The sequence below is a fragment of the Limnobacter sp. SAORIC-690 genome, from assembly GCF_002954425.1.
GTDB classification, from domain to species: Bacteria; Pseudomonadota; Gammaproteobacteria; order Burkholderiales; family Burkholderiaceae_B; genus Limnobacter; species Limnobacter profundi.
This window is the reverse complement of record NZ_MQVZ01000001.1, coordinates 2447321-2468207: the sequence shown is the minus strand read 5'-3', so window position 1 is coordinate 2468207 and position 20887 is coordinate 2447321. Positions and strand designations below refer to the sequence as shown.

The 20887-nt window shown below is 52.6% G+C and carries 21 protein-coding genes and 2 pseudogenes; 8 read left to right on the top strand and 15 right to left on the bottom strand.

The window, feature by feature from the left end:
* Positions 1-7: 7 nt before the first annotated feature.
* Both soxC and BSZ31_RS11765 read right to left on the bottom strand, forming a co-directional pair.
* Complete coding sequence (gene soxC, locus BSZ31_RS11770; RefSeq protein WP_105028913.1) at positions 8-1384, bottom strand: sulfite dehydrogenase; 1377 nt, start codon at positions 1382-1384, stop codon at positions 8-10.
* 119 nt (positions 1385-1503) lie between these two features.
* Positions 1504-1881, bottom strand: a complete 378-nt coding sequence (locus BSZ31_RS11765) for a hypothetical protein (RefSeq protein ID WP_105028912.1) — start codon at positions 1879-1881, stop codon at positions 1504-1506.
* 116 nt (positions 1882-1997) lie between these two features.
* On the opposite strand from BSZ31_RS11765, the gene BSZ31_RS11760 reads away from it, so the two are divergent.
* Entirely contained in the window at positions 1998-2480 is a 483-nt protein-coding gene (locus BSZ31_RS11760; protein WP_240605701.1) for a DUF1178 family protein, read from the top strand.
* Between the two features lie 22 nt (positions 2481-2502).
* On the opposite strand, the gene BSZ31_RS11755 is transcribed toward BSZ31_RS11760, so the two are convergent.
* The 7 genes and pseudogenes from BSZ31_RS11755 to cyoA form a co-directional block, all read right to left on the bottom strand.
* A complete protein-coding gene (locus tag BSZ31_RS11755) occupies positions 2503-3051 on the bottom strand; it encodes a response regulator transcription factor (RefSeq protein WP_105028910.1) in 549 nt (182 codons plus the stop codon).
* Positions 3048-4385 (bottom strand): ATP-binding protein, encoded by a 1338-nt coding sequence (locus BSZ31_RS11750; protein WP_105028909.1) that lies wholly within the window; start codon positions 4383-4385, stop codon positions 3048-3050. Before BSZ31_RS11750 ends, BSZ31_RS11755 begins: the two co-directional genes overlap by 4 nt.
* Positions 4386-4424: 39 nt before the next feature.
* The gene (locus BSZ31_RS11745; protein ID WP_105028908.1) at positions 4425-5195 is read right to left on the bottom strand and encodes an SURF1 family protein; all 771 of its coding nucleotides are present in this window, start codon (positions 5193-5195) and stop codon (positions 4425-4427) included.
* Between the two features lie 16 nt (positions 5196-5211).
* The gene (cyoD, locus tag BSZ31_RS11740) at positions 5212-5613 is read right to left on the bottom strand and encodes a cytochrome o ubiquinol oxidase subunit IV (RefSeq protein WP_105028907.1); all 402 of its coding nucleotides are present in this window, start codon (positions 5611-5613) and stop codon (positions 5212-5214) included.
* Positions 5610-6257, bottom strand: coding sequence for a cytochrome o ubiquinol oxidase subunit III (cyoC, locus tag BSZ31_RS11735; RefSeq protein ID WP_105028906.1), 648 nt, complete (start codon positions 6255-6257; stop codon positions 5610-5612). Before cyoC ends, cyoD begins: the two co-directional genes overlap by 4 nt.
* Positions 6250-8252: pseudogene (gene cyoB / locus BSZ31_RS11730) on the bottom strand (cytochrome o ubiquinol oxidase subunit I). The gene cyoC and the pseudogene cyoB overlap by 8 nt, the downstream one beginning before the upstream one ends.
* On the bottom strand, positions 8233-9273 hold the full coding sequence (gene cyoA, locus BSZ31_RS11725) for a ubiquinol oxidase subunit II (protein ID WP_105028905.1): 1041 nt from the start codon (positions 9271-9273) through the stop codon (positions 8233-8235). Before cyoA ends, cyoB begins: the two are co-directional and overlap by 20 nt.
* Positions 9274-9429: 156 nt before the next feature.
* Between cyoA and BSZ31_RS11720 the strand changes: the two are divergent.
* The 5 genes and pseudogenes from BSZ31_RS11720 (at position 9430) to BSZ31_RS11700 (ending at position 14810) form a co-directional block, all read left to right on the top strand.
* Positions 9430-10748: pseudogene (locus BSZ31_RS11720) on the top strand (MFS transporter).
* Between the two features lie 13 nt (positions 10749-10761).
* Entirely contained in the window at positions 10762-11787 is a 1026-nt protein-coding gene (locus BSZ31_RS11715; protein ID WP_105028904.1) for a nitronate monooxygenase family protein, read from the top strand.
* Positions 11788-11873: 86 nt separating this feature from the next.
* Positions 11874-12527 carry a DUF305 domain-containing protein gene (locus BSZ31_RS11710; RefSeq protein WP_105028903.1) on the top strand — a complete coding sequence of 218 codons (654 nt, stop codon included), beginning with the start codon at positions 11874-11876 and terminating at the stop codon, positions 12525-12527.
* 19 nt (positions 12528-12546) lie between these two features.
* A complete protein-coding gene (locus BSZ31_RS11705) occupies positions 12547-14016 on the top strand; it encodes an LVIVD repeat-containing protein (protein WP_105028902.1) in 1470 nt (489 codons plus the stop codon).
* Positions 14017-14036: 20 nt separating this feature from the next.
* The gene (locus BSZ31_RS11700; RefSeq protein WP_105028901.1) at positions 14037-14810 is read left to right on the top strand and encodes an enoyl-CoA hydratase/isomerase family protein; all 774 of its coding nucleotides are present in this window, start codon (positions 14037-14039) and stop codon (positions 14808-14810) included.
* Between the two features lie 6 nt (positions 14811-14816).
* On the opposite strand, the gene BSZ31_RS11695 is transcribed toward BSZ31_RS11700, so the two are convergent.
* Together BSZ31_RS11695 and BSZ31_RS11690 are read right to left on the bottom strand one after the other, a co-directional pair.
* Positions 14817-15632 carry an MBL fold metallo-hydrolase gene (locus BSZ31_RS11695; protein WP_105028900.1) on the bottom strand — a complete coding sequence of 272 codons (816 nt, stop codon included), beginning with the start codon at positions 15630-15632 and terminating at the stop codon, positions 14817-14819.
* Positions 15633-15713: 81 nt separating this feature from the next.
* Positions 15714-16565, bottom strand: a complete 852-nt coding sequence (locus BSZ31_RS11690; protein WP_105028899.1) for a LysR substrate-binding domain-containing protein — start codon at positions 16563-16565, stop codon at positions 15714-15716.
* Between the two features lie 104 nt (positions 16566-16669).
* Here BSZ31_RS11690 and BSZ31_RS11685 point away from each other — a divergent pair, with 104 nt between their 5' ends.
* The gene (locus BSZ31_RS11685; protein WP_105028898.1) at positions 16670-17305 is read left to right on the top strand and encodes a LysE family translocator; all 636 of its coding nucleotides are present in this window, start codon (positions 16670-16672) and stop codon (positions 17303-17305) included.
* Between the two features lie 43 nt (positions 17306-17348).
* Positions 17349-17972, top strand: a complete 624-nt coding sequence (locus BSZ31_RS11680) for an LON peptidase substrate-binding domain-containing protein (protein ID WP_105028897.1) — start codon at positions 17349-17351, stop codon at positions 17970-17972.
* On the opposite strand, the gene BSZ31_RS11675 is transcribed toward BSZ31_RS11680, so the two are convergent.
* The 4 genes from BSZ31_RS11675 to BSZ31_RS11665 form a co-directional block, all read right to left on the bottom strand.
* On the bottom strand, positions 17962-18936 hold the full coding sequence (locus BSZ31_RS11675; RefSeq protein ID WP_105028896.1) for an NADPH:quinone oxidoreductase family protein: 975 nt from the start codon (positions 18934-18936) through the stop codon (positions 17962-17964). The genes BSZ31_RS11680 and BSZ31_RS11675 overlap by 11 nt on opposite strands.
* Before the next feature lie 23 nt (positions 18937-18959).
* Positions 18960-19385, bottom strand: coding sequence for an SDR family NAD(P)-dependent oxidoreductase (locus BSZ31_RS17610; RefSeq protein WP_255411430.1), 426 nt, complete (start codon positions 19383-19385; stop codon positions 18960-18962).
* The gene (locus BSZ31_RS17605) at positions 19382-19798 is read right to left on the bottom strand and encodes an SDR family NAD(P)-dependent oxidoreductase (protein ID WP_255411429.1); all 417 of its coding nucleotides are present in this window, start codon (positions 19796-19798) and stop codon (positions 19382-19384) included. The genes BSZ31_RS17610 and BSZ31_RS17605 overlap by 4 nt, the downstream gene beginning before the upstream one ends.
* Positions 19799-19859: 61 nt before the next feature.
* Positions 19860-20771 carry a bestrophin family protein gene (locus tag BSZ31_RS11665; RefSeq protein WP_105028895.1) on the bottom strand — a complete coding sequence of 304 codons (912 nt, stop codon included), beginning with the start codon at positions 20769-20771 and terminating at the stop codon, positions 19860-19862.
* Positions 20772-20887 lie beyond the last annotated feature (116 nt).

Genomic DNA, 20887 nt, shown 5'->3' with positions numbered 1-20887 from the left:
TTCATTTTCACCCCACATGCACGTTGTGCACTTCACCAGCGGCATCCACGCGCCAACTTTGAATTGCGTTGTTGTGGTAAATGCTTTTGTCATCGCGTTTTTCGCGAAGAGTTCGGTAGCTGGGCTGCACGTAACCAGTGCTGTCCACTGCCCTGCTTTGCAACAAAACCTCACCTTTGCCGTCCCACACCCAAGGCAGGTTGAAACGGGTCAGCGATTTGTCATGAACCGGGCCTTGCAATTTGGCTGTTTTCCAGCTTTTCCCGCCGTCAGTTGAAACATCAACCGCTGTAATTTTTCCCCGGCCACTCCAGGCCAGCCCCGTGATGTTGTAAAAACCAGGGCCGAGTAACTGTTGACCACCGGAAGGCGTGGTGATTACCGATTTGCATTCCTGGATCGAGGTGTACTGGCGATGCGTGCCATCTGGCATCAAGTCAACATAGTGAATGGCCTCGTCTTTGGTCGCGTAGGGTTTGTCACCCACTTCGATTCGCCGCAAGTACTTCACCCAGCTTACGCCTTGCACGCCCGGTACGACCAAACGCAGGGGGTAGCCGTTTTCGGGGCGCAGCATTTCTCCATTTTGGCCATAGGCCAGCAACACTTCACCACTTTCAACCAACTCCATGGGAATGGTGCGGGTCATGGAGGAACCATCGGCACCTTCGGCCAAAATGAAGCGTCCCTTCTTCAGATCCACACCACAGTATTCCAGCACCTTGATCAGCGGCACACCTGTAAATTCCGAACAACTCAACATGCCGTGCGTGTACTGAACGGTGGGCACCGCAACATTGGCCCATTCCATACCCGAATTGGCGCCGCACTCAATGAAATGAACCCGGGAAACCGATTCCATGCGCATGAGTTCATCCACCGTGAACACCATTTGCCTTTTCACCAAGCCGTTGATCATCAAGCGGTGCTGGGTGGGGTCGATGTCCCACCAACCTTGGTGGTGACGCTCAAAATGAAGCCCTGATGGCGTAATGATTCCGAACAAGCCCTGCAAGGGGCAAAATGAAACAGAGGAGCCACCCACACGGGTCAGGCCCGGGGACTCACGACGTTGCAGATTCTTCTCGTATTGCGAAGGCATGCCATAAGGCATGGTGGCCACGGGTTGCCCCAACCCTTTGCTGTGTTCAGGCAAATTCAGAATGGCCGGGTCGCCCTGCGCTGCCATGGCAAACCGGGGCGTGGCCACCATAGCACCTGCTGCACTGCTGGCCACCGCTGCGGCAAATGCTTTCTTGAAAAAACCACGGCGGTCTGTGTCGCTGGCACGGTTGACGAAAGCAATGTCACCGCGACTGACAAAATTTTCCGGGGCTCGTCGAATTTGGCCCAACGGAGTGCCTGAAGGAATGTCAAACGACACAAATGTCTCCTGGATATGATCATTGTTGCCACATTGCGCCTCGTACTTAATATTTATATGCGCATATGCTCATATCTAGAATTTACGCTCTAAACTTCACTTGTGCAAGCAGTTTGACGCTAGGGTTTCTTCTTAGTCTTTTGCCCGGCCTTTTGCTCAGTTTTCCGCTTTCTCAGGCTGTCGTGGTCGATTTTGTAGTCGGGTTTGGAGATGCCCTGGCTGCTGGGGTCTGTGGGCAACACATTGTGTACAGCCTGTGCACCCACCTTGGCCACAAGGCGCACCGTGTCGTAGGCTGAGTGGGTAATTTTCTTCTCCACCATGTGCACAGCCGATGAAATTGGCGCAATTGGACGAATCTTCTTCAACACTGAAAACGGAATGTCTGCAATTCGGCGATGCACACCCTCAACCTGACGCGTGCCTTCGTCAAGCGTGGCAGATACCAAGTCAACGATGCCTCGCAAATGCGGTTCAAGTGACTTTTTTCGGGACATACAAACCTCTTTGGGCCTTGATTGTTGTTGATCGAATTCTAGAAGAGATTCGAATTCAGCGGTAGGCAAACCATTCCACTGTAAAATAACCAAATTCAGAGACAGATTCAAACATTGTGGCAATTATTATTTACGACCTGGAGTGTGAATACTCCCACCGCTTCGAAGGCTGGTTTCGATCCAACGAGGATTTTGATGACCAACGCGAACAAAAACTGCTGACCTGCCCCGAGTGTGGCACATCTGCCATTCGCAAAGTGCCCTCCAGGATCAACATTGGCGGAAAGGCACCTGTTGGGTCCAAAGGTGGGGAGGCGAAAAGCGCCGATGTGCCAGCCGCACCCGCAGCGCAAAAGCCCAACTCAGTAGATGTGGCCACTGCCTTTGTCATGGCCCGCCAGGCCATTCAGGCCTTGATTAATCACTCGGAAGACGTGGGTGACCGCTTTGCGGAAGAGGCTCGCAAAATTCATTATGAAGAAGCCCCCATTCGCGCCATTCGCGGACAGGCCAGCCCCGAGGAATTTGAAGAGCTGCGTGATGAGGGCATTGAAGTAATCGCCCTGCCTGTGCTGCCCAGTGAAGAAGAATTGAACTGACCCCAGCGGCCATCAGTGCCGCTTATTTCACACGGCGCTTTTCGAGTTTGCGGGCCAGCGTGCGTCGGTGCATGCCCAGCCGGCGCGCCGTTTCCGAAATATTGAAATCGGTTTCCACCAGGACCTCGTGGATTCGTTCCCATTCCAAGTTTTTGATCGAAGTGGTCCGGTTGGTGAGTTCAACGGGTTCGCTACCCGCCACATGGCCGAAAGCTGCTTCGATGTCGTCGGTGTTCGAGGGTTTGGCCAAGTACTGGCAGGCCCCCAGTTTAATAGCCTCAACTGCGGTGTTAATACTCGCAAAGCCAGTTAACACCACGATCAACATGGCTGGGTTGTGTGCATGCAGGGCCTGAACGCAATTCAGGCCTGAAGAATTGCCGCTTAGCTTTAAATCGACCACTGCATGGGTTGGCGTTTGCTTCAAAAGTACCGCTTGCATTTCTTCCTGGCTGCTGGCGTGAAGCACTTTGTAATCACGCCGCTCAAATGAACGCTTTAACACGCGGGCAAATGCCTCGTCGTCTTCAACCAGCAACAAAAGCCTTTCCATACTGCTACCTTGGCTCATGGCGATTTGTTCTCCTGCAAAATCATGGCATTTAACGGCAAGGCAATCACCACTTCTGCACCGCCCTCTTTGCGATTGTTCACCGTGAGTGTGCCGCCCAATGTGCGCGCCACATTCATGACCAGAAACAAACCAAGACCACCACCCGGGCGACCCTTGCTCGAATTGTAGGGCGTGCCCACCTGTTCAAGAATGTCGGCCCTGAAACCCGGGCCTTGATCGGCGACGGCTAAAAACAATTGTTCCTGATTCTTGGACACTTCAAATCGCAACCAGTTCGGTGACACTTCCAGTGCGTTGTCCAGTACATTGAACACCATTTGCTTCACAGTTGAATCAAACGCAACGGTGAATTCTTCGTCAATGCTGTTGGTGTATTCAAAGTACTGGGCTGGGCGGCTGCTTTCCCACTCTTCCACCAGGCTTTCGAAAAACTCGTTCAGGCTGGTTTTTGAAGAAGACTCCCCACGCGTTTCGCCTGCCGACAATAAAATGCCACTGACAATGCTTTTACAACGAAGCAGTTGCCCTTCAATTTCCTCGATTTCTTCCAGCATGGCCGGGTCTTTTGAAAATTGGGGCATGCGTTTCCAGTCGCCCAACACCACAGACATGGTGGCCAAGGGCGTACCCAGTTCATGTGCGGCACCACTGGCCAACAGGCCCATTCGCACAATGTGCTCTTCCTCCGCGGCGCGCTGCCGCAGGCTGGCCAAAGCGGCGTCACCAGCGCGCAAGTTGCGCCCAATTCGTGTAATGAAAATAACCAACAAAGCCGCGTTCAGTACGAAGCAAATGACCAGGCCTGTGGCATACAAATCGGCAAGTTTGTAAGTGCTGTTCAGCGGCCACACCAGTGGCTTGTTAACAATCGACAAAAAAGCCAGACACAGCGTGGTAATGGCCACCACCAGCCAGGTCGACTCTGCGCGCAACAACACCGCACTTAAAATAACCTGCAACAAAAACAGAAATACAAAGGGATTGTTAATACCGCCGGTGAAATAAAGCTGTGCTGTCAGGCTGGCGATATCCACCAGCATGGCCAAAAACAATTCGCGATTGCTGACCACGCGTTCCTCGTGCCAGCGAAGATGGCTGCCAATATTGAACGCGATCAGGCACACCATCACGGCCAACATGTTAAACAGGGGCAACTGTATGCCAAAGCCCCAGGTGGCGACCAAGATAGTGGCGATTTGACCACCCACAGCCAGCCAGCGCAGGTGAATCAAATGCAACATGTTTTTGTGGCCGGTTTCATTCAATACGTTTGTTTCATCAAATGCGCTGGCGCCTTGGCGAATGGAAACAATGTCGGAATTAATGGCCATTGAAATACGAATCCTGCTGGGGAACCTGAAAAAGCGGGCTTAGGCCTGAGTAGCTTGCTTGCGATTCAGCCACACGGTGATACCCGCCACCATCAAGGCCAAAGCATACCAAGTGAAGGCGTACACCAAATGGCTGTTGTGAAACTTGATGACGGTTAATCCATCCACTGGATAAGTTTTGGGGGTAAATCCCGTAATTTCTTCTCCAAGGTTGCGTGGCGTGCCCGCATCAATGAAGTATGGGGCAACAGACTTCAAATTGTGATGCTTTGAAAGCGCGTCAATGTCACGTGAGTACCAGCGATTGCCGGCCGGGTCGTTCTCTCGCAAAAATGCGCCACCCGTTTCGCTGAGTCTTAGCAAGCCGCGCACTTCGAACTGACCCTGGGTATTATCAACTGTCATGGGGTCGGCTTCATTCACCGGAATGTACCCCCGATTAATCCACACAATCTCGCCGTTGGCCTGGCGCAGGGGCGTGAGTAACCAGTGCCCAGCCCCCAATGCGGTGGTGGCCTGCACACGAGTGGTGTACTGGGGCAGCAAGGCGCCTTGCAGTTTCACGTTCAAATATTCATGGGTATCGCGGTTTACGGCCGGCCATTCAACTGCTCTCGGTGCATCAACAGGCGGAGCATGCACCCGGTTTTCAACCCGCTCAATCAGGTCGAGTTTGTAGTCAAGCCTGAAAACCTGCCAGGTGCCGAGCGAAAGGAATACGGTGAAAAAAAAGGCCGCTAGGGCAAAGCCCAGCAGCCTTTTGATTGAACTGGATGCATGCACTGAATGGGGCTTTGACACATCATTCATCCCGCACCACACTCCTTCACTTCAACTGTTGAATCGACTCAATGGCCTCGTGATTCATGCCCGGCATCATATTGGTGTTCAAGTGGTACATCACCCAAATTGAACCCACCAGCGTGATCACCACAATAATCAGGGTGAACATCAAGGCCAGCATGGTCCAGCCACCTTCCGATTTGCTGTTCATGTGCAGGAAGTAAACCATGTGCACCACCATTTGAACAGCACCCAGCGCCAGAATCACCAAAGCCGTGGTGGTTGAACTTTCAAATACCCCGCCCATGACCAAGGCGAACGGAATCACCGTCAAAATGACAGCAAGCACGAAGCCGATGGTGTAATCGCGCATGCTGACATGCACTTCATCTTCATCATCGTGATGATCGTGATGGTCGTTGGAGTTGTGTGGATGTGCGCTCATGGCAATACTCCCATCAAATAAACGAAGGTAAACACACCGATCCAGATCACGTCGAGGAAGTGCCAGAACATGGAAAGACACATCACGCGGCGGCGGTTTTCAACAATAAGACCGTGCTTGTTCAATTGGAACAACAACACCACCAGCCAGATGATGCCGAAGAACACGTGCAAACCATGGGTACCCACCAGTGCAAAGAAGGCGGTCAGGAAACCACTGGTTTGCGGTGTGGCACCAATGCTGATGAAATGCCAAAATTCGTAGATTTCAACAGCCAGAAACGCCAGACCAAGCACACCCGTAATGGCCAGCCACTGGATGGTTTTCTTCAAATTGCGGTTTTGCATGCCCACCATGGCCACGCCGTAGGTGATTGAACTGAGCAACAAAAACGCTGTGTTCAGGGCCACCAAATTCAGATCGAAAATTTCTGCACCAGTGGGGCCACCGGCGTAGTTGCGACCAATGACCGCGTAGGTTGCAAACAGACAAGCGAAAATAAGGCAGTCGCTCATCAGGTAAATCCAGAAACCCAGCGAGGAACCGTTTTTCGGGTGGTGATCTTTCACGTAATAACGTGAACTTGGATCAGCCGATGCAGTCCCGGCTGCATTCATCGCTGAATTCATCACTAAATCAGACATGGGCTTGCTCCAGTTTCGTGCGCGCGTCTTCCGTGCGGGCCACTTCGTCGGCCCTGATATAGAAGTCGCGTTTGTAATTGAATGTGTGTGCAATCACAGCCACCAACAAGGCCACTGAACCACCTGCGGCCAGCCACCAAATGTGCCAGATCAGGGCAAAACCAATGACCGCACTGATTGCAGAAATAATGAAGCCTGCAGCGGTGTTCTTGGGCATGTGAATATCAACAAAACCATTTGTTGGGCGCTTGTAGCCATTCTTTTTCATGTCAGCCCACGCATCGGTGTCGTACACCACGGGAGTAAACGCAAAGTTGTACTCTGCGGGCGGGCTTGAAGTTGCCCACTCCAGCGTACGACCACCCCAGGGGTCACCGGTGGTGTCGCGCAACTTGGCGCGATCACGGTATGTGGCATAGAACTGCATGATCATGGCGGCGATACCCACTGCAATCATGGCTGCACCCAGGGCTGCAATCTGGAACCAGATTTGCAGGGACGGATCTTCAAACTGGCTCATGCGACGTGTAACACCCATGAGGCCCAACACATACAGTGGCATGAAGGCGAAGTAGAAACCAATGACCCAGAACCAGAAGGACACCTTGCCCCAGAATTCATTGAGCTTTACGCCCAGCGCTTTGGGTGCCCAGAAGTTGATGGCTGCGAACAGGCCAAACAACACGCCACCAATAATCACATTGTGGAAGTGAGCAATCAGGAACAGGCTGTTGTGCAGCACAAAATCAGCGGGCGGTACAGCCAGCAACACACCTGTCATGCCACCGATTACGAAAGTAATCATGAACGCAATGGTCCACATCATGGGCAACTCGAAACTGATTTTTCCTTTGTACATGGTGAACAGCCAGTTGAATATTTTCGCACCCGTCGGGATGGAAATAATCATGGTGGTAATGCCGAAGAAGGCGTTAACACTGGCGCCGCTGCCCATGGTGAAGAAGTGGTGCAACCACACCAGGTAGGAAAGAATGGTAATTACGACCGTGGCGTACACCATGGAGCTATAACCAAACAGGCGCTTGCGGCTGAAAGTGGACACCACTTCAGAGAACACGCCAAACAGCGGCAGAATCAGAATGTAAACCTCGGGGTGGCCCCAAATCCAGATCAGGTTCACGTACATCATGGAGTTGCCGCCCAGGTCGTTCGTGAAGAAGTTGGTGCCCAAATAACGGTCCATGGTCAACATGCCCAATACGGCAGTCAATACAGGGAAGGCAGCAACAATCAACACGTTGGCACACAGCGATGTCCAGGTGAAAATCGGCATTTTCATCAGGCTCATGCCAGGGGCACGCATTTTCACGATGGTCACGATCAGGTTAACACCCGACAGCAAGGTACCAACCCCCGCGATTTGTAGGGCCCAGATGTAATAGTCAACCCCCACATACGGACTCTGGAAAATTCCAGACAAAGGTGGGTAGGCCAACCAGCCGGTCATTGCGAACTCGCCCACGAACAGGGATGCCATGATCAGCGCCGCACCCATGGCCGTCATCCAGAAACTGAAGTTGTTCAGGAACGGGAACGCAACATCGCGTGCACCAATTTGCAAGGGGATCAGGTAGTTCATCAGGCCCGTGATCAAAGGCATGGCCACAAAGAAAATCATGATCACGCCGTGGGCCGTGAAAATTTGATCGTAGTGATGCGGTGGCAAAAAGCTTCATTGCCGTTGAAGGCAATGGCTTGTTGGGCACGCATCATAATGGCGTCTGCAAAGCCACGCAACATCATGACCAAACCCAAAATCATGTACATGATGCCGATTTTTTTGTGGTCAATGCTGGTGAACCAGTCGTTCCACAACGTACCCCACAAACGATTCTTGTGAATCAAGGCCAGCAAGGTGATACCAATCAGAATGGTTACCGCCAGCGTACCCATGATAATTGGGTCATAGTAAGGAATGGCATTGAGTGTAAGCCGCCCGAAAATCGGGCTTGTTTCAATTGGATACTGAGTCATAGCCGTTCTTCTTGGATGAAGTAATGAGTGGAAGCGCGTCCGCGTTGGGTGCAATGGTGCACATGGCTTCATTGATCAGGATTGCCAGTTCGTCGGCTGACAAATTGGTGCGATTGCGCATGGAATCCGCCATCATTTGTGTGTCCATACACACCGTGCCTTCGACTACGCAACGGTTCACAATGGCGTGAAACAGGTTTTGCTCCACCTTGCCGTAGTACTCCACGGGGTGCTTGGTGGTGGGCTTCTCGAGTTCAAGGTAGGCTGCACGGTCCAGCTCTTTGCCATACGATTTGTTGCGCGCTACCCAATTGTCGAACTCATCCTGACTAACGCCGCGGTATTTGAAGCGCATGTGTGAAAAACCGGCACCACTGTAATTGGCCGAAAAACCTTCCCACTCGCCTTGCTCGTTGATCACCGCATTCAAAGTAGTTTCCATGCCAGGCATGGAGTAAATTTGACCGGCCAGCGCAGGAATGTAGAACGAATTCATGACGGTGCTGGAAGTAATCTTGAAGCGCACGGGCACATTCACTGGGGTTACCAGCTCATTCACGGTCGCAATTCCTTGCTCGGGGTAAATGAACAACCACTTCCAGTCCAGCGATGTCACTTGAACCACCAGTGGTTTGTGGTCGGCTGGCAGCGGTGTGCTCGCGTCAATCCGATCCAATGGGCGATAGGGGTCGAGTTTGTGGGTACTTACCCAAGTGACCAAGCCCAGAATAATGATGATCAGCAAAGGCGCGCCCCAAATAACCAGCTCCAGCTTGGTGGAGTGGTCCCATTCAGGATCGTACTCAGCTTGCGAGTTGGCCTTGCGATACTTCCATGCAAAAAAGCAAGTGAGGAAAATAACCGGCACAATGATGATCAGCATCAACACTGTGGAAAGCACGATCAAATCGGCCTGTTGCGATGCGATATCCCCCTTGGGGTTCATCACAATGGTGTTACAACCTGCAAGCAGGAAAAGCGGCACCAGCAACAAAAGACTACGTTTCAGTGGCTTGAACATAATACCCAGCACAGTTAGGAAATGATTTCATGCTAATTTACTGACATGGGGTGGCGCTGGGCATTGGACATATTGTCCCAGTCGGCAAATTCCACTTTCAACCCATTGAAAATAAAAATAATATTGTCGCAAGCAAAGATTCGAGGAGAACTTCAAATGTCCGGCACAAGTACAATTCACGCGGAACAAGGCGTCACACCGGGCCACCATGGCAGCAACAGCAACGTCACACCTGGCGAAATTGCCATTGGTGTGGTGATAGGACGGGCTTCTGAATATTTCGACTTTTTTGTGTACGCGATTGCCTCGGTGTTGGTATTTCCTGCGGTGTTTTTCCCGTTTGAAGATCCGCTCACCGGCACGCTCTACTCTTTCTTGATTTTCTCTTTTGCCTTCGTCGCCCGCCCTTTGGGCACTGTGGCCTTGATGATGGTGCAACAAAAATTCGGGCGAGAAACCAAATTGACCGTGGCCCTGTTCATGCTGGGCATTTCCACGGCGGGTATTGCTTTCTTGCCCAGCTATGCTTCGCTGGGCGCTGCTGCCATTGTGTTACTGGCCGTGCTTCGAATTGGCCAAGGCCTCGCGTTTGGCGGTTCATGGGATGGTTTGCCTTCACTCTTGGCCTTGAATGCCCCTGAAAACAAACGTGGCTGGTACGCCATGTTGGGCCAACTGGGAGCACCCATCGGCTTCATCATCGCGGCTGGTTTGTTTGCCTATCTGTTGTCTGCGTTATCGACAGCCGACTTCCTGGACTGGGGCTGGCGCTACCCCTTTTACGTGGCATTTGCCATCAACGTGGTAGCCCTGTTTGCACGCCTGCGCTTGGTGGCCACCAGTGAATACGCACGCTTGCTCGAAGAGCGCGAACTACAACCCGTGAAAGTCACTGAAATTGTGGCTCGCAAGGCCACAATATTTTGGTGGGTGCTTTGGCTGCATTGGCCAGTTACGCGCTGTTCCATGTGGTTACCGTGTTCCCGCTGTCCTGGATTGCCCTGCACTCCGAGCGCTCCATTTCTGAATTCCTGGTGATTCAAATTGCAGGCGCGGTGTTGGCTGCCGGTGCTGTGGTACTCAGTGGCGTGATCGCCGACAAACTGGGTCGCAGGAACACCCTGGGCTTCCTGGCAATTTTGATTGCTTTGTTCAGCTTCTTCGTGCCCCACATGATGGGCGGTGGCGACAACGGGCAAACGGCATTTATCCTGATCGGCTTCGTTCTGCTGGGTTTGTCTTATGGCCAGGCTGCTGGTGCAGTAACTGCCAACTTCAAGGCCAAGTACCGCTACATGGGTGCTGCGCTTACCTCCGATTTGGCCTGGCTGGTGGGCGCGGGTTTTGCGCCAGTGGTGGCCTTGGGTTTGGCCGCGCATTTCGGTTTGGAATACGTCAGCCTTTACCTGCTTTCAGGCGCTGTGGGCTCACTGGCTGCGCTTAGCCTGAACCGTGCACTTGAACTGAAAGACTAAAGCTGAAAGTAATATGATTTTCAACACGCAATACCCGCTTGTGCAGGCGCCCATGGCGGGTGTGCAAACCAGTGCGCTGTGCATTGCGGTCAGCAATGCCGGCGGCTTGGGCTCCCTGCCCTGCGCCATGCTCACTGCCAGCCAACTTCGCACCGAATTACTGGCCATCCAGGAAGGCACCAAGAGGCCTTACAACGTTAATTTTTTTGCCCATACTCCACCGGAAATAGACGCGGCGCGCAACCTGAAATGGAAAAACGCACTGGCACCTTATTACAGTGAAATGGGCTTGAACATTGAAGAGTTTCCAAGTGGCCAGGGCCGAACACCGTTCAATGCGGAATCAGCTGAACTGCTCGAGGAATTCAAGCCGCCCTACGTCAGCTTTCATTTTGGTTTGCCCAAACCTGAATTGCTGAAGCGCGTGAAAGCCATGGGTGCACAAATTATTTCGTCCGCGACCACGGTGGACGAGGCACTTTGGCTTCAAGCCCAAGGTTGCGACTTCATCATCGCCCAAGGTTTGGAAGCTGGCGGACACCGCGGGCACTTTCTGAACCATGATTTAAACCTGCAAATGGGCACATTTGCGCTGTTGCCGCAAATCGTCAAAGCTGTAAATGTACCCGTGATAGCCGCTGGAGGAATTGCCAGTTCAAAGGGCGTAACCGCAGCCATGGCTTTGGGTGCAGGTGCAGTGCAAGTGGGTACCGCCTACCTGCTGGCACCGGAATGCAGCACCAGCGCCATTCACAGAAAAGCATTGCAAAGTGAGGCTGCACGCCACACGGCATTGACCAACCTGTTCAGTGGCAGGCCTGCACGCGGCATTGTGAACCGGGTGATGCGTGAACTGGGTGCCCTGTCTGAATTCCCACCCGAATTTCCATTGGCCACACCCGGTATTGCGCCACTGCGGGCCAAGGCAGAAAGCATGGGATCAGGCGACTTTTCGCCCCTGTGGGCCGGGCAAAATGCCAGTGAATGCAAAAATGCGAGCGCTGCGATGATTACCCACGAGCTCGCGCAGGGATTTTAGACCAGGAATAAACCAGCTAAGTCCTGCATCCAAAAGGGATTTTTGGAAGTATAAATAGCATATACATCCAATAATATCCGCGAGACATGCACCACCCCTTTCAGGCCTCAAGGCGCAAACGCGCCCTGTTTGTATTGTGCGCCGCCATTGTACTGGCGGCCTTTGGTTTTTACGCTTACAAACTCTCGGAAAAATCGGCCAACACAGTCAACCCGATCGACTCGGGATTCGCAAGAAGCATGCTGCTGCACCACGCGCAGGCCATTCAAATGTCGATGATGATGCGCGGTGCCGCTTCACCTGAAATTCAGGCTTTGGCGCAATCCATCATCATGAAACAAACCCGTGAAATGGGTGTAATGGAAGGCTGGCTAACAGCCTGGAACGAACCCGTGATGGTGGATGGCCCACCCATGGCCTGGGTTGAAAATGCCACCAACGTGCGCCACCTGGACGATCAGCTTTATCAGGCCCAATGCAAGGCCGATGGCGGTGCCATGGCCGGTGTGGCCACACCCGAACAACTTGAACAACTCAAAAACGCCAGTGGCATTGAGAAAGAAGTTTTGTTTTTGGAGCTGATGCTGGCCCACCACCGCGCCGCAATTCCCATGGCCTGGTTTGCAAACCGCAACGGTGAAACAAGCCTGGTCAAAGCCCTGGCCAGCGCCATGATTCGCGACCAAGGCATGGAAATTGGCTGGATCCAATTGAAATTACAACAACTCAAAAAATCCTGAACTGGAGACATTCCCCATCATGTTGAAAAAACCGACACAAGTGGTACTGGCTGCCTTGTTGTTACCTACACTGGTAGCAGGTTGTCTGGGTGGTTCAGACAGCAGCAGTTCAACAAGCGGCGGGCGAACAAACCCAAACCAAGTGGTAGATGGTTTGAATGTAACTGCCACCCCGCAAGGTCAATGTGGTCCGGGCGCAAAGCCTGAAACAGGCATGCAGGGTCGCGTTTCACAAGCTGATCACGATGCCGGTCTGGCTGCTGCCGGTTTTTCGTGCAACACACAAATGGTAGGCTCTTTCGCGCCCGAACGAGTGATAGGTACTGTGGGCGGCTTCAAGGTGGAACGCTACCGTGACAAAGCAGGCCGCGACTGTGCATTTGCCGACAGCACCTTGCTGTTCCCCACCAATATTCTAGACATGGAACTGGGCGTGAATGTGTTCGACATGAGCGACCCCACCAGGCCTGTGCGTACTGCCCGCCTTGTTACGCCTGCCATGCTGTCGCCGCATGAATCGCTGGTGGTCAGCCAGGAAGGTGGTGTGTTGGCAGCCGTGTTGGGTAACCCCGCATTTGGCCCAGGCATTGTGGATATTTACGATGTGTCAGAAGACTGTCGCAACCCCGTGTTGAAATCGTCCACGCCTTTGGGTTTGTTTGGCCATGAAAGCGGTATTTCACCCGATGGAAAAACATTCTTCTCGGGTTCACCCTCCACCTCCACACTGGTGGCGCTCGACATTTCCAATCCCAGCCTGCCGCGCCCATTGTGGGCCGGGCAATATTCATCACATGGATTGTCGATCAGCCCTGACGGCAACCGCGCTTATGTCGCCAGCATCGGCGACCCGGCCGGCATGCTGATTCTGGATATTTCGGAAATTCAGGCCCGCAAGCCCAATCCGCAGGTGCGTGAAGTTTCACGACTGACTTGGGACACTGTAACCATTCCACAAAACGCCATCCCGTTTACTCGAAACGGCAAGCAATATGTGATGGAGGTGGATGAGTATTCCGGTGGCAACAACGGACCCTTGCCTGTGGGTGCAAACGGTCCCAATGTAGGTGCTGCGCGAATTATTGACATTTCAGATGAATCAAAACCCAAGGTGATTTCGAACTTGCGACTCGATGTGCACAACATCGCCAATCGCGAAGAAATTGCCAGTGACCCCGGCGCACAGAACCCCACAGGCGGGTACGCTGGGCACTACTGCAACATGCCTACGCGCGTGAACCCCACCATCGTGGCATGCAGCATGATTTTGTCAGGCTTGCGGATTTTCGACATTCGAGACCCTGCCAACCCTGTCGAAGTGGCTTACTTCAATGCGCCAGTGAAACCGCGTGTGCTAACGTTGCCCGCACCAGCCAGCAACTGGGCCATGTCCAGTCCGGCATTCGTGCCGGAACGCAAGGAAATCTGGTACACCGACGGCTACCAAGGCTTCTATGTGGTTAAAGTGACGAATGGCGCCTGGAAATAAAAATAACCGGAACAAAACAAATGAATTTTGAATATTTGACGCTGGATGTGGCCGAACGCGTGGCCACAGTCACCATCAACCGCCCAGACAAAGGCAATGCACTGGCCCCCGATGTACTGGAGGAAGTGACCCACATGTTCAATGCGCTGGGTATGCGCCAGGATGTGAATGTGATTGTGTTCACCGGGGGTGAGCGCTACTTTTCAGCAGGCTTTGATTTGAATGAAATTCGCAAGCTGGAGAAGGTTAGCAACGAGGCTTACACCGCTTTGTTTCACCGCGCCTACCGCGCCATCCTGTTTTGTGAGCAGCCCGTAATATGCGCCGTGGGTGGTGCAGCAATTGCTGGCGGCTTTGATTTGACCATGATGTGCGACATCCGCTATGCCTCAACTCGTGCCAAGTTTGGACAACGCGAAATTGTGCTGTCACTGACCCCCATCATGGATCCGCTGTGGCGCATCATTGGCATGGGACGTGCCAAGGAAGTGGCGCTAACAGGTCGTATTTACGATGCGGCAGAAGCCGAGCGCATGGGCTATGTCAGCAAGGTGTTTCCAGAAGGCGAATTGCTTAGCTCCGTTGCGCAAATTGCGCGTGAAATGGCGCAATACGACCGCGCCTGTCTGGCTGAAACGAAACGACTGTCCAATGTGGTGTTGAACCAGGATTTGGACATGTCCATGCGCACGCAGGAATGGTTGTTCAGAAGTTACATTGGTTCCGAGGACAACCACCAGCGCATCGATGCGCTGCAAGCGCAATTGGCTGCAGCACGAAAAGCAAAAAGTTAATCCCGTTCAACTGTAGCGCGCATACTCCACGGGGTCATGCGCGCAAAACAGCTCAACTTCATCGCCACTGCTTTTGACCAGCTCACGCAAACGTGCCTGTGTGGCCACCCGCTCTGCCGGTAACGTTTGCACCAGTTTTTCAAAGAATGCGACGCCTGCGGGCATGGGGTCTTCGTGCTTCAAGGCCACCTCACTTCGGTGAAAGTAAGCATCGCCACAATGTAAAAGCCACTTGTTGCCGTTCTTGACCGCCACGCCAACATGGCCGCGCGTGTGGCCAATCAAGGGCACCATCAACAGCTCTATCCCGGCGATGGGGCGAATGGCTTGAAAGCCAAACCAGGTTTCCGCAGGCTTTGAATGAATAACCCACTTGGGCCCATGCTCGAACTGCGCTTTTCTGAAACGCAGGGAATCACGAAGGCTCGGCTTGATCGCATGGCGATGCTCGGGCTCAAACACATGTACTTTGGCCTCTGGAAAATCGCTTAAACCACCGGCATGGTCCAGGTCGAGATGCGTGGGCACAATGTGTTTGACATCGCTGGCATTGAACCCCAAACCCTTCACCTGTTCGATTGCCGTTTCTTCCATTTTCAGTTGCGGCGCCAACATGGCTACAAAGCCAGCACCCAAGCGTCGGTTGGGCTCCAGCACATCACCTGTGCCTACGCCCGTGTCCACCAAAATCAGCCCCTGCTCACTCTCCACCAGCAAACAATGGCACACCATATTCGCCCTTTCAAAAAAACCACCACTGCCATTGATCAAACGTTTGCAAATCGGGCACATGGTGCCGCAATTCATGTGGTGAATTTTCATGAGCAAGGTTCCGTGTAGTTAGAGTAGGTTTAGTTTAAGTTGCAACACCTGAATAATGCACGCAAGTTCTGATTTGCCCACTCAGTTGCTGAGCTCTTGAACCAGCAATTCTGCAAAATAGTCACAAGGCGGGCGTTTTGATTTCAGGCTCCGTGACAACACCACCTCCACAGGCTGCAAAGGTGGCAAACCCTCGAGTGCACCCAATCGAACCAAGTGGGCTGGCATGCCACACTGCGCCAGCGGTGCGATTGCTAGGCCCGCATCCACCATGCTGACCAAGCCTTGTACTGCCGGGCTTTCATACGACATGCGATAAGGAATTTTTGCTTGCTGCAATGCTTTAAGCGCATGGGCACGCGCAGTGCTGCCTTCACCAAACACCGCAATCGGCAAGGGACGTTCTTTCCATATGTTTCTGTTGCTTGTGGACCCTGCCCACACCAGGGGCTCCATGCGCAACAAAACACCGGGGCAACCCCTGGTGCGTGTAATTACAGCCAGATCCACTTCATTGTCTTTGACCATTTTTGCAATGTGCGGACTGGGTCGCCCAACCACTTGTATTTCCACACGGGGATAGGTGGCAGAAAACTTGCGCAGCACAGGGGGGAGCAAAGACGACGCATAATCATCAGGTACACCGATACTGACACGCCCAGTCACAGCTGGCCGGGTTAATTCTGCAAAGGCTTCATCGCGCAAGGCGAGCATTTGTCGGGCATAGCCGAGCAAGGTGTGGCCCTCCGCGGTCAACTCCAGATTGCGTGTATCCCGCAAAAACAAGGCCTTGCCCAGCAGGCCTTCAAGCCCCTTGATTTGCATGCTGACCGCCGACGGCGAACGATGCACCAATGCTGCGCCCGCAGCAAAGCTGCCTGAATCCGCCACCGCCACCAGCATGCTCAATACATCCAAATCCAGTTTTTTCATTTCATCAGTTTTTCTGATTAATTAGTTCAATTTAATTCGTTTTACGAAATTTATCCAGCATTGAATAATCCACCTCGCCAGTTATCCAAATAGGACTATTTGAAGTGCAAGACTTGAGTTCGCTGTATGCCTTTCTGGTGGTGGGCGGTTTGCTGTCCATTACGCCAGGCCCCAACATGATCTATGTGATCTCGCGCTCTATTACGCAAGGGCGACGCGCCGGGCTGACTTCTCTGGGCGGCGTTGTGGTGGGTTATCTGTTTTACATGTTTGGTGCAGCATTCGGAATCACCGCATTTTTTCAAACACAACAACACGCCGCCCGGATTCTGAGTGCTTGTGGTGCGGTGTACATGGCTTGGCTGGGCTGGAATGCGATTCGCCCCGGGGGGCGCTCCCCGCTTGAAATTCGTGAACAGTTACCGCGCGAACATGCTGGTAAATTGTTTGCCATGGGGGCCACAACCAGCCTGCTTAACCCCAAACTGGCGCTGATTTTCCTGACCTTACTGCCTCAGTTCATCGACGAAAAACAAGGCGAGGTTTTGCAACAATCGCTGTTTTACGGTGGTTTACTCACCGCGATGTTTGCAGGCGTCAATGCATGCATGGCGATATTCTCGGGCAGCATGGCCAATTTCCTGGCCCGAAAACCCGCGTGGCTCTTGGCACAGCGCCTGCTGATGGGAATTACTTTGCTTGCATTGAGTGCCGAGATGGCAATACAAGCCATGGGTTGATATGCTTGGTTTGTTGTAGAAGTATCAGCCAAGGAATTTGATCATGTCACAAGCGGCCATGCCACTGTTTCCGCTCACCACGGTGTTGTTCCCACAAGGTGTTTTAAATCTTCAAATTTTCGAGGTTCGTTATCTCGACTTGATGAAAAAATGCCTGCGCGACAACACACCATTTGGTGTGGTCAGCCTGCTGGACGGCAATGAGGTGCGCCGCCCCGACGAGAAAATTCAACTGGCCAAGATTGGCACACTGGTCAACATTGAAAAACACGAGTTTGTGACTCCCACGCTGATAGAAATTTCAACAGTGGGCAGCCAGCGCTTCAAGTTGCTCAACGCCTCGCAAGAGAAAAACGGTTTGTGGATGGGTGAGATTCAAACGCTGCCCTCCGACCCAGTCGTGGAAATCCCAGACTACCTCCAAGGCAGTGCAAATGCCCTGGCACGGTTGATCAACTCGATCGATGAAAATGAAATTGCTGAGGAACAGTTACCATTTCGCAAACCATACAAGCTGATGGACTGCGGCTGGGTGGCCAATCGCTGGTGCGAACTGTTGCCCTTGGACAAACCCACCAAGCTGCAATTGCTGGCATTGGACAACCCTCTACTGCGGCTGGAGTTGATTGACGATACTTTGGCCGCCCAGGGTTTGCTTAAATCGTAATTACAACTTTGCCCACCACTTTCCGATCCAGTAAATCTTGCAGGGCCAGAGCGCCCTGTTCAAGTGAATACACTTTGGACACCAGCGGTTTCAGTTTGCCTTGTTCAATCAGGGCAAACATCTCGCCAAGGTCTTTAATAAAATCAAACAACTGCCGATTCACAAACTCGCCCCAAAACACACCCACAATTGACGCCCCTTTCAGCAAAGGCAAATTCAGTGGAATGCTTGGAATTTCACCGTCTGCAAAACCAATCACCAGGTAGCGTCCATTCCAGCCGATGCTTCGAAATGCAGGCTCGGCAAACTTGCCACCCACAGGATCAAAAATTACATTTGGGCCTTTCCCGGCAGTGAGTTCTTTCACACGTTCGCGCAAATCCTCAGTGCTGTAATTGATTAAATCATCTGCACCGTTTTCTTTGCAAATGGCCAGTTTTTCAGCACTGGATACCGCAGCAATCACTTTGGCACCCAAGGCTTTGGCAATTTGAATCGCCGCCAGGCCTACACCACCCGCAGCACCCAACACCAACAGGGTTTCGCCCTCTTTCAATTGGGCGCGGCCCTTCAGTGCATGGTAGGAAGTACCATAGGCCAGAGTGAAGGATGCAGCCGTTTCGAAACTGATTGCGGGCGGCATGGGAATGATCTGCTTGGCCTGCACCAGCACCTTCTCGGCGAAGGCACCATGAGTACACATGGCTATCACGCGATCACCCACTTTCACATTCTTTACGCCCTCACCGAGCGCAGCCACCACACCTGCCAATTCAGCGCCTGGCGCAAACGGCAACGCAGGTTTGAACTGGTACTTGCCCTGAATAATCAGCGCATCCGGAAAATTGACACCGGCTGCTTTCATGTCCACCACCACTTGGCCAGGCCCCGGCTGCGGGTCGGCTGTTTCCTGGAACACCAAGGTGTTGGGCAAACCCAGGCTGTTGCACATCAATGCTTTCATTGTTTTGTCTCCTCTTTACTTTTTTATTTGGGCAGCGTCGGGTTTTGCTGATTCAGAATTTCTTTCATCCGGGTTTCAATCACCGGGAACATGTAGCTGTGCGGAATCACATAGAAGCGCTTTTCAGAAATCGCATTGAACGTTTCTACTGCCATGTCATCGGCAGTCAATTGCCCGCTAGCAATGGCTTTGCCAATGCGTTTGTTCAACTGCGCCGTCAAACCTTCAATCGGCTTGGTTTGTGCCACATCACTGGGCCGGTTGCGTTCAGAATTTCCAATACCAGTGGGCACCCAAGCCGGGCACAACAAAGAAACGCCGATGGGCGATTGGGTCATTTGCAGCTCAAGACTCAAGGTTTCGCTCAATGTGACCACGCCATGCTTGCTGACGTTGTAGGCCGCCATGCCCGGGTTGGACACAAGGCCCGCAACCGATGCCGTATTCACAATGTGCGCCGGGCTACCTTGAGCTGCATACGGGGCAGGAACTCCGAAATACCGTGAACAACACTCCACAAATTCACCTGCAAAATCCATTCCCAATCGGCCACGGTGTGTTCCCACGTGGTGCGAGCCAAAGCAACACCTGCATTGTTGAACAACAAATGAACCCGGTTGAATTTGCCATAAGCCGCATCAGCCAATGCCTTGATTTCTGCCGCATGACGCACATCGGTACGCAAAGCCAGTACACGATCAGCGGGAAGACTCAGTTGTTCTGCTGCGGCTTGAAGTGCAGCCTCATCGATATCGGCCAACACCAGGCTCATGCCTTGTGCAGCGGCGTGTTTGGCCAATGCAAAACCAATACCGCTGGCCGCCCCGGTGATCACGGCGGTTTTGCCGTTGAAGTTGTTCATTGTTTGTTGTCTCCAAATTGCTTTTCGTTTTAATCATAGACCTGCCAAGCGATCCACACAGTTACTGCAGCAGATAATTCACCGGAGTTAAATTGGGAGGCAAATCCTTTTTGTTCAGGCTTTCCAGCAAGTCCACTTCAATGACACGAACCAGTGCATTCAAAGGCAAGTCGTTGTCGAGCAGTCCAAACGGTTCCTCCAATTCATCGCCCAGGTAATCAAGACCAAAAAAGGTGTATGCAATGGTGGCCACAATCAAGGGGGTCAAAAAATTTAGGCTGGGTGCCAGTGAAAAAGGAAGCAGCAAACAGAACAACCATGCGGTACGCCTTAACAACAGGGAATATGCAAAGGGTGTTGGCGTAGTTTTTATGCGTTCGCACGCCCCCTGCACAGCGGCCAGCGCACTCACCTTCTGGCTCAGTATTTGATACACGATGTCAGAAATCAAACCTTGACGGTACAAGCCCGCCAAGCGTGCATCAAATAACTGCAGAACTCCATTGGGCACATTGCGGGACATCTGGATCGACGTTTTGTCAGATTCATTCAGCCATTTCGAAGCCGCCTGTGCTTCATCTTGATCACGAAGACGGGCGGCCAAAGCATGGGAAAATCCAATCAACAAACTGACCAAAACTTCGCGCTGGGCCACATTTGGAAACAGTGCTGCAAGCTCCCGGGCCAAATTTCGGGAATGCACGATCAAATCGCCCCAATGCTTGCGTGCCTCCCACCAACGATCGTAGCAGGCATTGTTTCTGAAACCTAAAAACACGGATAAAGCCAAACCCAAAATGGAAAAGGTACCCAGGCCAGCGTTCAAAAACTCTATGGGTTCTCCATGGGACCACCACACCACAAGGCATGACAACAATGCAATGGCCACCACTTTCCAGGCAATGTGACGAACCACGGAGCCACGAAGAATGAATAGAAGTTGATACGCACGGGGGCGGGGTCGAACAATCATGGCGCGCTTTGCTGTAGCAGTAATAGACCTTTCGATTATTGCCCAAGTCTGGCCGTTATATGGCACCGACACGACGAACTCTTTTCAAGAACGGAAAATCATGTTGCAATTTGGGA

Excerpts from the sequence above, each read along its gene's own strand:
- cyoA (WP_105028905.1), bottom strand. The coding sequence starts at position 9,273 with ATGTTCAAGCCACTGAAACGTAGTCTTTTGTTGCTGGTGCCGCTTTTC.
- BSZ31_RS11695 (WP_105028900.1), bottom strand. The coding sequence starts at position 15,632 with ATGAAAATTCACCACATGAATTGCGGCACCATGTGCCCGATTTGCAAA.
- BSZ31_RS11690 (WP_105028899.1), bottom strand. The coding sequence starts at position 16,565 with ATGAAAAAACTGGATTTGGATGTATTGAGCATGCTGGTGGCGGTGGCG.
- BSZ31_RS11700 (WP_105028901.1), top strand. The coding sequence starts at position 14,037 with ATGAATTTTGAATATTTGACGCTGGATGTGGCCGAACGCGTGGCCACA.
- cyoD (WP_105028907.1), bottom strand. The coding sequence starts at position 5,613 with ATGAGCGCACATCCACACAACTCCAACGACCATCACGATCATCACGAT.
- BSZ31_RS11665 (WP_105028895.1), bottom strand. The coding sequence starts at position 20,771 with ATGATTGTTCGACCCCGCCCCCGTGCGTATCAACTTCTATTCATTCTT.
- BSZ31_RS17605 (WP_255411429.1), bottom strand. The coding sequence starts at position 19,798 with ATGAACAACTTCAACGGCAAAACCGCCGTGATCACCGGGGCGGCCAGC.
- BSZ31_RS11680 (WP_105028897.1), top strand. The coding sequence starts at position 17,349 with ATGTCACAAGCGGCCATGCCACTGTTTCCGCTCACCACGGTGTTGTTC.
- BSZ31_RS11745 (WP_105028908.1), bottom strand. The coding sequence starts at position 5,195 with ATGAATGATGTGTCAAAGCCCCATTCAGTGCATGCATCCAGTTCAATC.
- BSZ31_RS11750 (WP_105028909.1), bottom strand. The coding sequence starts at position 4,385 with ATGGCCATTAATTCCGACATTGTTTCCATTCGCCAAGGCGCCAGCGCA.
- BSZ31_RS11755 (WP_105028910.1), bottom strand. The coding sequence starts at position 3,051 with ATGAGCCAAGGTAGCAGTATGGAAAGGCTTTTGTTGCTGGTTGAAGAC.
- cyoC (WP_105028906.1), bottom strand. The coding sequence starts at position 6,257 with ATGTCTGATTTAGTGATGAATTCAGCGATGAATGCAGCCGGGACTGCA.
- BSZ31_RS11705 (WP_105028902.1), top strand. The coding sequence starts at position 12,547 with ATGTTGAAAAAACCGACACAAGTGGTACTGGCTGCCTTGTTGTTACCT.
- BSZ31_RS11765 (WP_105028912.1), bottom strand. The coding sequence starts at position 1,881 with ATGTCCCGAAAAAAGTCACTTGAACCGCATTTGCGAGGCATCGTTGAC.
- BSZ31_RS11675 (WP_105028896.1), bottom strand. The coding sequence starts at position 18,936 with ATGAAAGCATTGATGTGCAACAGCCTGGGTTTGCCCAACACCTTGGTG.
- BSZ31_RS11715 (WP_105028904.1), top strand. The coding sequence starts at position 10,762 with ATGATTTTCAACACGCAATACCCGCTTGTGCAGGCGCCCATGGCGGGT.
- BSZ31_RS11710 (WP_105028903.1), top strand. The coding sequence starts at position 11,874 with ATGCACCACCCCTTTCAGGCCTCAAGGCGCAAACGCGCCCTGTTTGTA.